Annotated in this window: 11 protein-coding genes; 3 read left to right on the plus strand and 8 right to left on the minus strand. The window is 43.8% G+C overall.

Annotated features, from left to right (window positions below):
• Nucleotides 1-43: 43 nt before the first annotated feature.
• Nucleotides 44-946: a prenyltransferase/squalene oxidase repeat-containing protein gene (locus H580_RS0112460; RefSeq protein WP_028595085.1), complete on the minus strand. Its 903-nt coding sequence runs from the start codon at nucleotides 944-946 to the stop codon at nucleotides 44-46.
• Between the two features lie 462 nt (nucleotides 947-1408).
• On the opposite strand from H580_RS0112460, the gene H580_RS0112465 reads away from it, so the two are divergent.
• Nucleotides 1409-2365 (plus strand): NAD(P)H-dependent flavin oxidoreductase, encoded by a 957-nt coding sequence (locus tag H580_RS0112465; protein ID WP_028595086.1) that lies wholly within the window; start codon nucleotides 1409-1411, stop codon nucleotides 2363-2365.
• 62 nt (nucleotides 2366-2427) lie between these two features.
• A complete protein-coding gene (locus H580_RS0112470; RefSeq protein WP_028595087.1) occupies nucleotides 2428-2970 on the plus strand; it encodes a GrpB family protein in 543 nt (180 codons plus the stop codon).
• 127 nt (nucleotides 2971-3097) lie between these two features.
• Here H580_RS0112470 and cydC read toward each other — a convergent pair whose 3' ends face one another.
• From cydC to H580_RS0112505, 7 genes are all read right to left on the minus strand, one after another.
• Nucleotides 3098-4825, minus strand: a complete 1728-nt coding sequence (gene cydC / locus H580_RS0112475; protein WP_028595088.1) for a thiol reductant ABC exporter subunit CydC — start codon at nucleotides 4823-4825, stop codon at nucleotides 3098-3100.
• 1 nt (nucleotide 4826) lies between these two features.
• A complete protein-coding gene (gene cydD / locus H580_RS0112480; protein WP_028595089.1) occupies nucleotides 4827-6653 on the minus strand; it encodes a thiol reductant ABC exporter subunit CydD in 1827 nt (608 codons plus the stop codon).
• A gap of 34 nt (nucleotides 6654-6687) precedes the next feature.
• On the minus strand, nucleotides 6688-7701 hold the full coding sequence (locus tag H580_RS0112485; RefSeq protein WP_028595090.1) for a cytochrome d ubiquinol oxidase subunit II: 1014 nt from the start codon (nucleotides 7699-7701) through the stop codon (nucleotides 6688-6690).
• Nucleotides 7698-9065 carry a cytochrome ubiquinol oxidase subunit I gene (locus H580_RS0112490; RefSeq protein ID WP_028595091.1) on the minus strand — a complete coding sequence of 456 codons (1368 nt, stop codon included), beginning with the start codon at nucleotides 9063-9065 and terminating at the stop codon, nucleotides 7698-7700. Before H580_RS0112490 ends, H580_RS0112485 begins: the two co-directional genes overlap by 4 nt.
• Before the next feature lie 639 nt (nucleotides 9066-9704).
• The gene (locus tag H580_RS24160; RefSeq protein ID WP_036605178.1) at nucleotides 9705-11267 is read right to left on the minus strand and encodes a polysaccharide lyase 6 family protein; all 1563 of its coding nucleotides are present in this window, start codon (nucleotides 11265-11267) and stop codon (nucleotides 9705-9707) included.
• 233 nt (nucleotides 11268-11500) lie between these two features.
• Complete coding sequence (locus H580_RS0112500; protein ID WP_028595092.1) at nucleotides 11501-12370, minus strand: pentapeptide repeat-containing protein; 870 nt, start codon at nucleotides 12368-12370, stop codon at nucleotides 11501-11503.
• 15 nt (nucleotides 12371-12385) lie between these two features.
• Nucleotides 12386-12715, minus strand: a complete 330-nt coding sequence (locus H580_RS0112505) for a PadR family transcriptional regulator (RefSeq protein WP_028595093.1) — start codon at nucleotides 12713-12715, stop codon at nucleotides 12386-12388.
• Between the two features lie 215 nt (nucleotides 12716-12930).
• Between H580_RS0112505 and H580_RS0112510 the strand changes: the two genes are divergently transcribed.
• Entirely contained in the window at nucleotides 12931-14259 is a 1329-nt protein-coding gene (locus tag H580_RS0112510) for an IS3 family transposase (RefSeq protein WP_028593456.1), read from the plus strand.
• Nucleotides 14260-14310: the final 51 nt, after the last annotated feature.

Here is a 14310-nt window from a genome sequence, read left to right on the forward strand (position 1 = left end):
GCCTGATGCTCATTTCAAACTAGATATTTGTTCTAAAGGATACTTACGCTCTTAATCGTTCGATCACTTGATTCAGTTGACGGGTCAAATAAGGCGAAACGAAGCCAATGCCTGCTACTGCTTGGAGCAAGGGAAAGGTGTGCCCACCCCACGGGCCTTGTGGATCAAAAATCTGTCTACCGACTCGCAAACCTCCTGCTTCAATTGATGGCTTCAAGCGTTCTAAGCCTTCCAGAAGTAAGCCGACTGGCAGTGGTTTGTTTCTACGCCGGGACCATTCTGCCAAGAAAAACATGCCACGCAAAATATCATATTCAAAGAATCTCGGAAAGCAAGGCTTCAGCCAATCTCTATCAATGACGCTCCCATTTTGTTTTGAGCATACAAGACGATGCTCTATTAAATAACGTGCGCCTTCGTCTAAGAAAATAGCTTCCTGCTCAGTAAATTCGCGGTTTGTATAAAAAAGAATAGCTTCAAGTGGTGGAAGTGTTGAAATAATAGAGCTTTTTTGAGAATGCGTATACGCTTCAGGCTCGCAATTCAAGCCGCCATCAGGTAGCTGGTGTTTTAAGAGCCATTCCCGAATCCAAGGGAGTTCCTCATCGAGATTACAGCCATACGCCATTATTATCATATAAAATACGGCAAGTTCACAATGGCAGCAATCCAGCTTCATTTTATCGCTTTCACTTGTTGGTTGATCATCGGTGGATATGATAAAAGTTTGCCACACCTGGGTTTTGAGTAGGTGTTTAGCTCTGTGGATAGCTGATTCGGGAATTCGTGATACCTCTCCCATCTCATACAGCGCAGCCATATGCCACCAAGCTCCGTCCCATTTTTGGCGACTGAACTGGCCATGATCGATCGTAAAATTCGTTGCACATTCAAGAAATTTTATAGATTCTTCAATCGCCCAATGAATCGTTTGATTCGTTTGCATCTAGTATCTCCTTTTCGTTTGCTCGGCTTCAAGCTCCAGTGAAGCATTACCTTATGACATGTTTTTCTCACGTTAACAAATTCGATGAGCCATTAATCAATCCTGCTTGTTCGGCATGCCGGGTATAGCAAATTATTAGTAAATATACTAATATATATGATAACGCCTATCCGATTCTCTCCAAGCAATTAGGTGGCATGTCTACCATTTAAACTGCTCTACCGCGGCCATCAGCCCATTTTGAAAACCACACTGAGAGCACACCTACACCAATTAATTAACAACAAAGAAATATCATTTAAAAAAACTATCAAATGCTATTAAGCTAATTTTTAATTCAGAATGGATTGACAACGCTTACATATTCATATACATGATACGCTTCCCTCTAAGCGCTTTTTCCTTTTAATATCAGAGATTCAGTTATTAATTAAAATATGAACGACGAGAGGATGAGTTCAATTGTCCAAACGGTTATCTCAAGCGATAGCACAACAACTCCACTTACCTGTTATCGTCGCCCCTATGTTCCTTATTTCCAGTCCCAAAATGGTTATCGAAAGCTGCAAATCCGGATTGATCGGGTCATTTCCTCTCTTAAACGCACGTACTTCAGATGAACTTGACGAATGGATGCAGCAAATAACGGATGCGCTCTCTGCCGCAAAGAGCGATGACCCTAAACGAAAAATTGCTCCGTGGGCAGTCAATCTTATCGTTCACCAATCGAATGAGCGCCTTGAAACCGATCTAGCCCTAATCGTGAAACATCAGCCACCGATCGTCATTACGTCGCTTGGCGACCCACAGCCAATTGTTGATGTCGTACATCAATACGGTGGGCTTGTCTTTTCCGATGTCAGTACACTTAAACATGCGCAAAAAGCTGCGCAGCGGGGTGTAGACGGACTTATCCTTGTCTGCAGCGGCGCTGGTGGACACGCGGGTACGATCAATCCGTTCGCCTTTATCGCTGAAGTTAAAAAAACATGGAAAGGTATTACGATTCTCGCTGGCAGCATCTCGAATGGACAAGATATTTTGGCCGCCAAAGTGCTCGGTGCTGATCTTGCATATATGGGCACGCGTTTTATCGCGACATCGGAGAGCTTTGCTCATAATGATTATCAGGCGATGCTTATCAACTCCACGCTCGATGATTTGATTTATACGGATGCCATTAGCGGCGTAAAAGGCAACTATCTTATTCCGAGCATTCGCAGAGCCGGACTCGATCCTGACAACCTTTATAAGAAAGATAACGTCGACTTCTCGCAACTTAATGCGACCGAAGCCAAAGCGTGGAAGAATATTTGGTCGGCTGGGCAAGGATTGGGCGCCATCCAACATGTTGCTCCAGTTGCACAGGTGACCGAAGAATTAAAGCAGCAGTATAAGGAAGCGTTAGATGCTTTGTAGGTGGTGCTTCTATACAGCCACATAAAAAATAGTGTTATAATTTGCAAAAGGAGATTTGTTAAATGGATAAAAATAATAAGCAAAATGCTTGGCCTATATGGGCAACTGAGTCGGTAGAAATAGTTAAGGCAGATCCTGATTGGCAAGATAAAGGGAGACAAGAAGAACAGCAACTTTATGCTCTTCTATCTTCTCTTGGTATAAGCAAGGTATTACATATAGGAAGTACATCTATTCCTGATTTGCCTGCTAAACCTATCATTGATCTAATGGCTGAAACAGATTCATTTGACAGAGTAGCAGATATTTCAGCCAAATTGGAGTCATATAATTGGCATTATGTAAGCCCGGAACTAGATGAAAGACCTTGGAGAAGATTCTTCGTAAAGGTTAAAAATAATAAGCGTGTAGCGCATTTGCATTTGATGGTTAAAGGAACTGAACGATGGGAACAGCAACTTTTGTTTCGCAATCGTTTACGAGAAAGTCCACAATTAGTTTATGATTATTCAATTCTTAAGAAAGAATTAGCGAGAAGATTTAACCAAGATAGAGAAGCATACTCAAAAGCAAAAACAGAATTTATTAAACAGGTTCTAAAATAATGTGGAATCAAATGTGAGTTTAAATAGAAACCCTGTGACCTTTGAAAAAGGACAGGGTTTCTTAGCCATCTAATTTGGACAAGAGCTATAAGACTTAACAATTACACAGTTAAGTCTTTACCATCTTTTACAGCCCATCTTCTCCGATCATTTGCTGTTCGATTTTCTTCATCTCATAAAAATAGCCTTTTTTCTTCATTAACTCCGAATAGGAACCTGTTTCAACGACTTTGCCTTGGTCCATGACCAAAATTTGATCCATCTCTTCTAATCCGGTAAGGCGATGACAAATCAATAGCAGCGTGTCATTAGCCGCTTGTGCGTAAAGGTGCTTTAAAACGTGCTGCTCCGTCACATAATCCAGCGATGAAGTAGGTTCGTCCAACAACCATAATCGTCCTTTGCGGAGCATCGCCCGCGCAAGAGCCAGCCGCTGCTTCTCGCCGTCTGACAGGTTCTCCCCTTTTTCATACACCATATCAGTCAACGATTTATTCGATAGCTGTACTTTATCCAACACATCCATCAATTGTTCGTCAGCATGTTCTTCTCCATTTAACAGCAGGTTGTCACGGATCGTTCCTCTGAAGAAATGACTTTGCTGCAGTACTACATTAGCCGAACTCCATATACTCGTTTCATCCAGTTCCTTCACCGAAACATCGTTGAATCGTATATCGCCAGCCGTTGGTGTACGCAGCTGGAGCAGCAAATCGATAATCGTTGATTTTCCTGACCCGCTCGGTCCAACTATCGCCGTGTTGGAGCCAGGTGAAATATGCAGGGACAAATCTCGGAGCGCGGGTCTCCACTCCCCTTCATATTGAAACGTAACACCAGATAGCTCGATCGAAGCGGCATGAGCAACAGGCATCCTTCCGCTTGGCTGTGAAGTCTGCACATCAAAGGCCGGCACCGTTTCCGTCAGTCGATTAGCTGCGTGTTCACTATCTTGCTTATACGCGGGTAATGTCGCCATTGCAGTCGCTTCTTCGAATACGGTTAGTGCGGCCATGACTAACATGGCAAGAAATACACCTGCAAGTGCCCCATCTATAATTAAATAGGCGCCAAGAGCCAGCACAGCCCAGGAAATGAGAAACGTAACAAAAGCATGCATCGATTGCCCGCGCAGCAAGTGTGCGGCTGCTCGTTGCTGTTCATTTGCCAGAAGAGCTGAGGCTTGCTGAAGCTGCTGCTCACGCTGTGCCAATTGCCCGTATACTTTCAAATCTCGGAAACCATATAATACTTCGGTTACTTCCGTAGAAAGTAATGCCCGTTGCTCTCGAACTCGTCCATGTATTTTCCGTTGACCTAACAAAACAATTCCCGGCACAACTAGTACCGTTGCTATCATGCCTAGCACAAACAAGCATGCAATCCAGAACGAAAAAGCCGAAGTAAACAGAATTGTAGCCAAAAATACCATGACGACAATGATTGGTGGATATGCGACTCTCAAAAAATAATGCTGCAAGCTTTCTACATCCCCAACGATCCGTGCAAGCAGATCACCACTTCGATGTTTGTTAAATATCCCCGGCGTGATTGGAATAAGCTTGGCAAAAAAAGAGGTACGCAAACGGCTAAGTATGGAGAATGTAGCCCGATGAGAATATAAGCGTTCTCCATAACGACTTGCTGCCCGAAGCAGACCAAGCAGTTTAACTAGCGATGTGAGCACGATTAGTGTGTAAAGCGGTGGCGCAAATACCGTTTGCGAGATCAAATACCCGCTAGTGGAAAAGAGTATCACACCAGCTATGCCGGCGATAAATCCGCCCAAAATGGAAAGGACGATATCTTTACGCTCCTGAAACATAGCCTTTGACAGAACAGCCAGCTCATTCATGCTAATCCCCTCCCCCTTTTCGTTGGACATCAACCATTTCAGCATACTGAGGTAGGCGCTCTAGAAGTTCGTCATGTCGTCCTGAATCCACTAGCACTCCATTGTCCATAAATAAAATGTGATCGGCATGTTGAATCGTATATAATCGGTGAGCGACCGTAATCATCGTAGCTGTTTTTGCAAGTTCGGCAATGGAATGTTGAAGTACTCGCTCGGTATGCAAATCCAGTCCCACTGTTGGTTCATCAAACAAGATGATCGCAGGTCGCTTTAAGAAAGCACGTGCCAAAGCAAGCCGCTGCTTTTCTCCACCAGACAGTCCTCTGCCTCCTTCACCAACAAATGTATCCAATCCCTGCTCCAATTGAGCAACAAGTTCACCAAGTCCTGCATCCTTCGCTGCCTGCTCAATTTCATCTCTTGAGACGTTACGTTCAGCACCAATCGAAATATTTTCAGCAAATGTGCCTGCAAAAATATAGGGGTGCTGGGTAATGTAGCTGACCTGTTTGAACCATGCTGGTTCATCGTATTGTGAAAGAGGGATTCCATTTACTCGAACATTCCCTGATGCGGGTTTCAGTAAACCAGCAATGAGATGCAGTAAAGTTGTTTTACCGGAACCGCTTTTTCCAACAATGGCAATTTGTTCTCCTGCCCCAAGAGAGATCGATCCTGCCTCAAGCTCAAATGAATCAGGCGCATATTGAAAGCGGACATGATCCAGTTCAATAGATGGTGGCATGGGTAGTAGCACTGCATGAGCTTTCAGGGACTTATCTACCTGTTCCATTTCATTGCTGCTATTGCTGGATGCGCCTACTTCTATATCTACGTCTTGCTTGCCATTCAAGTTGTTGCTTTTCCCTCCTGTTTCAGCAAGCATTTGTTCCACCTTGCGAATCGCTCCCATACTTGTTCGACCACTGTGAAAAGCTGTCCCCATATTTTTTAATTGGCTGTAAAACTCAGGTACGAGCAGTAGGACGAGAAAGGCAATGTGGAACGTCATCGATTTGAACACGAGCAGTTGGATTGCCAATTCGAGAGCAACAATACCGATGCTTAACATCACGATTGATTCCAGCATGAAAGTATTCGTAAAAGCAAGCTTCAAAATCCCCATCGTCGCATCACGGTAACTCAAGCTGCTGCGTTCAATCTCTTTCTGCTGACGCTCAGCCCGTCCAAATATTTTCAACGTAACTAGCCCTTGAAGCGAATCCAGAAACGTACCTGAAAACTGGGCCAGTTCCGCATATTTTTCTTCTGATTTATTTTTTGTTTTTAGCCCTACCAAGATCATGAATATGGGAATAAACGGAGCTGTAAACAACATAATGAAGCCTGTATTGGCATGCAGCACAAAGGTAACGACCAAGATCAGAATCGGGATGATAGCAGCTTCCATCATACGCGGCATGTACAGACTGAAGTAACTGTCAGCCTCATCTACAGCATCCAACGCAATACTGACCTTCCCTCCTGTCTGTCCGCGAAGAGTTGAAGGCATGGAAGCATGGGTTAAACTTTGCAGCACCGCTGCTCGCATATTTATCTTGGCAGTGGCAGCCATTTGCAAGCCAACTTTACCGTTTCCATATGACAGCAATGTGCGTGCTGCCATAACTGCTAGCAGTAAACTAAGCAGCATAATGAGCGATGTTAATGAAGCTTTCTCCACAAAAATCCGCTGAACGGCTTCCGCGAGTAGTGCGGCCTGACTAACAATAGCCGCACCAAGCGCGAGCGAAATGACCGTGAGGAGAGCCATATTTCTCCGTTGTGAAGACATTTGCTGAGCAATCAAACTGGATTTCCTCTTCACAGATCTCTCCTCCTTTATATAAGACCAATTACCTTTATTTCTTTCCTTTTACATAATCCGCGTCAAACAAGAAAAGTTTGAAGACCAGTAGCAAGGATGGAATTAACATGCACAGGCCACCAATAAACACGACAACTAGCGCGATGCCCATCGCAGGTGAAGTTGCGCTGCTCTGAACCGTGATATACGGATCAAGAATATAAGGGTATTGCCCAATCCCGTATGCGAAAAAGGCAGAGAAAAATTGCAGCATGACACATATAAAAGCTAATCCGTAACGGCGTCCGTTATAAAGCAGCCACATCGCAATCATGAAGAACGCAACGGAAAGCGCGAGCAACCACCAAAGATCCATCATATTTTGAAAATGCCGCTCGTTGTGTTGTCCCAAATAAATAAAGGCAGTCAATGCGATAATTATCGTCGGTGTGCTCCAGAACAGAGCATAGCCCCGAATTAGTTTCAACGCGGCATGATCCTCTGCACGAGAAGCGTAAAAGGCTAGGAATGAGCTGCTAATAAACAACACAGATACAATTGCCAGTCCAACAATGCTCCACGATAACGGATTAGTAAACAGCGCCCAATAATCCAGAGAAATCGTCTCACCCTGCTTCACGATAAAGCCGCCTTCAGACAACGTTAACGCCACTGACAACGAAGCTGGAATAAGCAAACCAGTTGCTCCGTATAAAAAGAGAAATACAATGTTTTTCTTAGAACCGTAATTTTCAAAAGCATAGAATGAACCGCGAATCGCGAGCAATATAACGGCAATGCTCCCCGGAACAATCAGTGCGTTGCCATAGTAATAGGCCGTATCCGGAAAAAATCCAACGATGCCAATATAGAAGAAAACAAAAAATACATTTGTGATTTCCCAAACGGGAGATAAATAACGGGAAATGAGACGATTAATCAAGTGATCCTGCTTCGTCCAGCGTGCATAAAAGGCGAAGAAACCCGCCCCGAAATCAATGGAGGCTACAATTAGGTAGCCATATAAGAACAGCCAGAGCACCGAGATGCCAATTAGCTCGTAACTCATCGTGTGGACTCACCCTTTTCAATAGATTGATTGCGCTTCTCCTTCATCCAATTCTCCATCTCAACTTCTGGTGGATTATTGTTGAACAAGCGTCTGAGTACAACCACACACATAGTGCCGAGTACGATGTAAAGAAGCAAGAAGACGAAAAATAAAATTCGAATGCTCGGTGATGTAGTCGCAGCTTCCTCTACACGCATATATCCTCGGATAATCCACGGTTGCCGCCCAATTTCTGCATAGAACCAGCCCAGTTCAACACCCAAAAATGCGAGTGGCGCGCATAGTGCAATGAGACGAAGCATCCACTTGTTAAGTTCATTGCGTTTTTTCCAGAACACAAAAAGGAAGTAGATAAGCGCAATAACGAGCAGGGCAAATCCGATTCCAGCCATCAAATCAAACAGGTAGTGAACGAGCAGCGGCGGCCATTCATCCTTAGGGAATTCCTCTAGTCCGATTACCTCTGCGTTAAAATCACCGAAGGCTAGGAAGCTGAGCAGTTTCGGCAAGTGCAGGGCCCCTATTATTTCATGCTGTGCATTAAGCCAACCCATTAATATCAAATCGGCGCCTTTTTCAGTCTCAAAATGCCACTCTGCCGCCGCAAGCTTCTCTGGCTGATGCTCTGCTAAAAACTTGGCGGACACATCGCCTGCTAACGTGTTGAGCAAACCGAACATCAACACAAGCACCATCATCAGATTGAGGGCTTTTTTATGGTAGGCGGACACACCTTTTCTCAGCATCGTAAAGGCTGCAATTCCAGCTAACAGAGCAGCCCCTGTCAAATAAGCCGAGCTTAATACATGGAACACCTTGGAGAACGTTGCAGTATTCATCATTGCTTGCACTGGGTCAACCGCTGTGAATTGACCTGCTTCCATGACAAAGCCTCCAGGCTGATTCATAAATCCGTTTACCGTCGTAATAAATACAGCAGACATACATGCCCCGATCACAATCGGGATTGTAAGCAGCCAATGGATATATGGATTTTTGAACCGATCCCACGTATACAAATAAATACCGAGGAAGATGGCTTCAAAGAAGAACGCGAATACTTCCAAGAATAACGGGAGTGCAATGACATTCCCTGCCATTTTCATGAAATTCGGCCATACTAGAGCCAATTGCAGTGAAATCGCCGTACCAGTCACGACACCAACCGCAACAGAAATAATAAATCCACGTGTCCATCTCTTTGCCATCAGTGTGTAATGGGGATCTTTCTTGCGAATCCCAATAAACTCTGCAATTGCGATCATTAATGGTACACCGACGCCAAGCGTCGCAAAAATAACGTGAAATGCTAACGTCATTCCTGTCACCAGCTTGCTCCACATCACCGTATCAATTGCCATTCTATACTGCCACCTTTCAAATTTCTGCTCCATTTTCGTTAGAAATGGATACTCAGTTTTAGATCTCTAAGCCGTTAGGCTTTATTCCATATCTAGTTCGATTAGGCTCAACAACACCCTTACATGTTCGTTTTCATTTACTAAGAATTCCTCTAAATAAAAGCTGTGCGAACTTGGTATGTAATATGGGATTTTTTTCACAAAATAAGATGTATGATGTTTGCCATACGCTTATTGAGTCTTACCCCATTCGTTACGAATTGAAGCGGGATTTGATGTACCTGTATGAACTAACACGGAATGCAGTCAATGTACTAGACGAGACCTAATAGCTAAAATTAGTATATCTTTGTTACGAAGCAATTCAATCCGTGACACATCTTTGACCCTAAATGTTCAAGAAAGCGACACCTCTTTCTGACAACTCTGTGAAAAACATCACATCTCTCAATGGGACTATTGATTGATTTGCTCATGCGTGTTGCTGCAAGTCTTCTCCCCTTTCAAATGCTGCTAATTGTCCGTTGAAAATGGCACATCCATGCCCTAGGTGCTAATTCTCGTAAAAAACCGTTCCACCTCTAATTAGGGGAACGGTTCGATATTTGGATACCTATGATACAATCATTGCTTCTTTCTTCATTCCGGTGCGTTTGGACCCACATCATTCATTGTAAGCGGTTTACGGCTTATAGCCGCATTTGAAAATTCATCAGCTCCCACATCGGTTTGTGAGCGTAGCTGACCATCCATATCCTCTTCTACTTTCACTCTATTTTCAAGCTGGATGTCACTTACTGCTTTATTGATAGCTGGACTATTGGCAGATAATTTTTGCAAGCCTCCAGATTCAGTGAAAGCTGGATTTATAGATGCTATTTCTGAAGGTCCGCGCGAAGTATTGTTCAATGTACTTCCAAAGCCGATGTTACCCTTAAAAACGGTATTTGTGCTGCTAATCTCATTATATAAGATGCCCGTCTGGTTAGCGACGATATTGTTGGCTATCCAGCTCCCATTTGGAGCGTATTTTTTCGTTGAACCGACCGTAATGCCGACTGTACTGTTAACGATGGTGTTATTTACGACAGTGGCACGATACACTCGCCATTGTTTCTTTAAATCATCTTCTGTATGATTCGGTGCCTTACCGTCTGTACCTCCGTCATAATCGCCACTATCCAAAAATATCGCCTGACTTGTTATACCTTGAAAATAATTGTTATAAATTTTATGGTCGTTTCCATATACTCGAATGCCAAACACCTTTTTCTTACCATCTCCAAAGAAGAAATTCCCGTAGAACTTATTATTATGACCATGTCTGGCTGTTAATGCGCCACTGTTATTTCGGAAAGTGTTGTACCTAACTTCATTGTCACCTGTTTTTACAGACACGACTTCCTTATCGCCGTCACAGTTCTCGAATAAATTGTATTGAACTTTAATATGACCAGAGGTTAAAGAAATCTTCGATATTCCAAGACGAATCACTTCATTGCCGTTATCTGTAGTAGACGAAGTGTTGTGGAAATGGTTATATTCAATCACGTCACGCTGAGAAATTTCTTTAATTTGTCCACTATTATATCCGCTATAAGCAATTACTGGACCAGAATCGCTTTTTCCGTCGAAATCGTTACGATCAATCCGATTGTCGGAACTACCTTTACCCTTGACCTCCAGCCATATCAACTGTTTTCCAGTTGCAGGAACGGAGAACGTATTGCGCGTCACACGGACATGGTTCGAGCCATCAAGCTGAACCACAATACTGCGGGTGGCAGTTCCCGTGTTCGTAAACTTGAGCCCCTCAACAACTATGTGCGAGGAACGAACAATTTGTAGTACTTCAGCACCAGCAATAATCGCTTGTCCACGGTTGGCGGCTTTAATCGTAATCGGACTATTTTTCGTGCCATGCTTACCACTGATTTGCAGTGCTTTGCTTCCAGTATAGGTGCCGTCTGCCAACACAATGGTTGTCCCAGCAGTTGCTTGGGCAATAGCGCTCTCCAACTGAGCAGAAGTCGACACATTAACTACCCCAGTTTTTACCGCGGCTTCATATACTACATCTGTTACTCTAGGCGCTCCACCTGCTGGCTGATTGTCCGCTAACGAATAACTTGTCACGGGAAGCAAGGTTACTGATAATAAGGTCATTAGTAATAATCGTCTAACTTTACTAGATTTTATCAATACGGTCACCTCTGTATATAATTGTTATATTACCCTCTATATATAACCTTTTTTTGGTATAAAGTACATTTAAATTTGTACAAAATTAAAAAGATAGGAATATTGAATCAACTGATAAAGGACGCTTTACCTATAAAAATGTACAAAAGCCGATTCCGTATGATACGAAATCGGCTTGCTATTCCCGACTTGATTTTCAATTTCTACAATAAATAATCTTCGAATTTTCTCTCTTACATGACCGTAACTTTTGACAAATCGACAACCCACAAGCCTTTAAGCGCAGCATAGGTCAGCTTATCCATCGTCGCGCCGTCAAAGCAGACGGTTTTAAAATCAAGGTAAGATTTGTTTGTCACAGAAAATGGAAGTCGGAATGACACATTCTTTAGTGTCGCTCCCTTAAATGAAACCTCGTTCAGTGCAGACTTGTTAAACTTGACACCGATAAACGTTTGCCCATCGAATTGATTTCCCCGCAGATCGCAATGCTTAAAATCAACGCCGTTAAAGATGCAGTTCTCAAAGTTTACTTTTCTAAGATCGCTCTTGACAAGAGTGACGTCGGTCAGTTTTACGTCTTTGAAAGTTGCTCCGTCCAGCCCGGATGTGCTGAATCGAGTACGAACAAGGATTGTTTTATTGAAGCTCGCATTTGTCAGGTCCATGGTGGAAAGGTTGCAGTCCGTCAGATTCGCGCTATCAAAAATGGCTCCACCCGCATCGCTCGTTGCGAACGAGCTTCCTGTCAAATCTGCTTTAGTAAAGTCTGCTCCGCGCAAAGAGTTTACTTTGAACTTCCCCTTGTGTAAAATGACGCCAGCGAAGTCACTTTCTTGCAGATCCATCGCATGTAGGTTTATTGGTACTTGCCGCTCCTGTGGGCGAGAGAGGTTCGATACCTCCAAGATCGTTTGCTCGATGTCACCGATACTATCAATGCTCATCTTGAATGCCGTTTCATCGTCTTTACCCTCAGCTATTAGTTCACGATACCGCTCCTGTAAATCGTAGAGTAGGTCGGCCTTTAATTCGGAGACGCTATTCACCTCGCTGTATGGCGCAAAAATGCCATTCAAATACTCCGTCAATCTCTGACTCATTACGCTAACTCCCCTTTATAACAAGTTTTTTAATACGCGCTTTGCATATTCCCAATTGCTTATGTTACGGGCGTATGTATCTTTTCCCTTAGCGGTAATCCTAAAATATTTGCGCCTTCCGCCCTGTGATTCATCGCCCCAGTACCATTCAATATCCCCTTCGGCTTCCAGCCGCCGGACGCTGGAGTACATTGTAGCTTCCTTTAATTCATAATTGCCGCCTGAACGCTCGGCAATTAGCTTGACGATCTCATAACCGTATCGATCAGCTTCGGACAGTAGTCGTAAAATCATCGTATCTGTGTGTCCGCGCAGCAGATCGGATGTGATCTTGTTCTCGCTCATTCCATCACCTCTATAATAGCATAATAAGACATATTACTGTGTCTGTAAAGGTAATATTTCTATTATAACACCCTCCTGCAACGACCTATTTTCTACATAAATAAAAAGAAAGACCCGTAGTGTAAACTGGTACCCATAGACTGGACACTTTGAAAAAAAGGTGTTTGGGCTATGGGTACTTTTTCGTATACTGGAAGAGTAACGGGGGGGATGACATGAGCAAGAAATATTTTAATGAGGGACAACGCGAAGTTTTATCAAACAACAGATATATCGCTAGAGTTAGTGAAAAATCCATTGCCTACACAGATGAATTTAAACGGCTCTTCATTGAACAATACATGCTCGGGAAAACGCCTAGGGAGATCTTTGAGGCGAGTGGATTCGATGTCAGCACCCTAGGAATGACTCGTGTCGAACAATGCGCAGATCGCTGGAAGAAGGCTTATGAAAGGGATGGGATTATCGGGCTCACCGACTCAAGGAAAGGTTCCTCGGGTCGTCCGTTACAGAGGGAACTGACTGCTGCCGAAGTGATTGCCAAACAAGAGGCAAAAATCAAGCTTCTCGAATCACAGCTTGAACTGTTAAAAAAGTTCGACAAGAACGAAAGGAGGCTAGTACTAGAGAAAAGCAATCTAAGCATAAGTCATAAATTCGAACTGATCCATGAAGCCGTAAAGCAAGGATTGGGACGAATGACTCGGTATTTCTGCGAGCTGCTAGAGGTCTCTCGCTCCGGATACTATCGTTATCTTCAGGCTGCGGATACACGCCTGCAACGAGCTAGAGAAGACGAGGAGGCCGGTACCTGGATCAAAAAGGCCTTTGCTCGTCGAGGCTTCAAGAAGGGTTCACGCTCCATTAAAATGATCCTGGAACACGAGTTTGGTATTGTGTACAACCTGAAGCGAATCCGCAAATTGATGAAGAAATTTGGATTAGTCTGCCCTCACCGAAAGCCAAACCCATATAAACGAATAGCTAAGGCAACGCTTGAACACCGGACGCTACCTAACCTTTTACAGCGAGATTTCAGGAAAGAAATCCCGGGCCTTGCGCTTCTAACGGACATCACTTATCTGCCTTACGGTCGGTCGGAGATGGCCTATTTGTCAACCATATTGGATGCTTCTACAGGCGAGGCCCTGGCACATCATCTATCTGACCGAATTACACTTGACTTAGCTACTGATACCATAGAGAAGTTCATGCAACAAAAACGAATCAAACTGCCTAAAGGCGCCTTTATCCACTCCGATCAGGGCAGCCACTATACAAGCCCCACCTTCCAAAAGCTTCTAAAGAAGCACAAGTTGGGGCAATCCATGTCTAGACGAGGAAACTGCTGGGATAATGCCCCTCAGGAATCCTTCTTTGGTCATCTTAAGGATCATGTCGACCACAGAGCCTGCCTGACCTTTGAAAGTCTTAAGCAAGATGTAGATCGGTACATTCGCTATTACAACAACCACAGATATCAATGGGGACGAAAAAAGATGACTCCTGTACAGTACAGAAATCATCTTTTGTCCGCAGTTTAAAACCCATAAGCTCTTTCTTTTGAATGTGTCCTTGACAAAGGGTCCAGATCA

Origin of the sequence: Paenibacillus assamensis DSM 18201, assembly GCF_000422445.1 — a bacterium.
Taxonomy (GTDB): Bacteria; Bacillota; Bacilli; order Paenibacillales; family Paenibacillaceae; genus Paenibacillus_B; species Paenibacillus_B assamensis.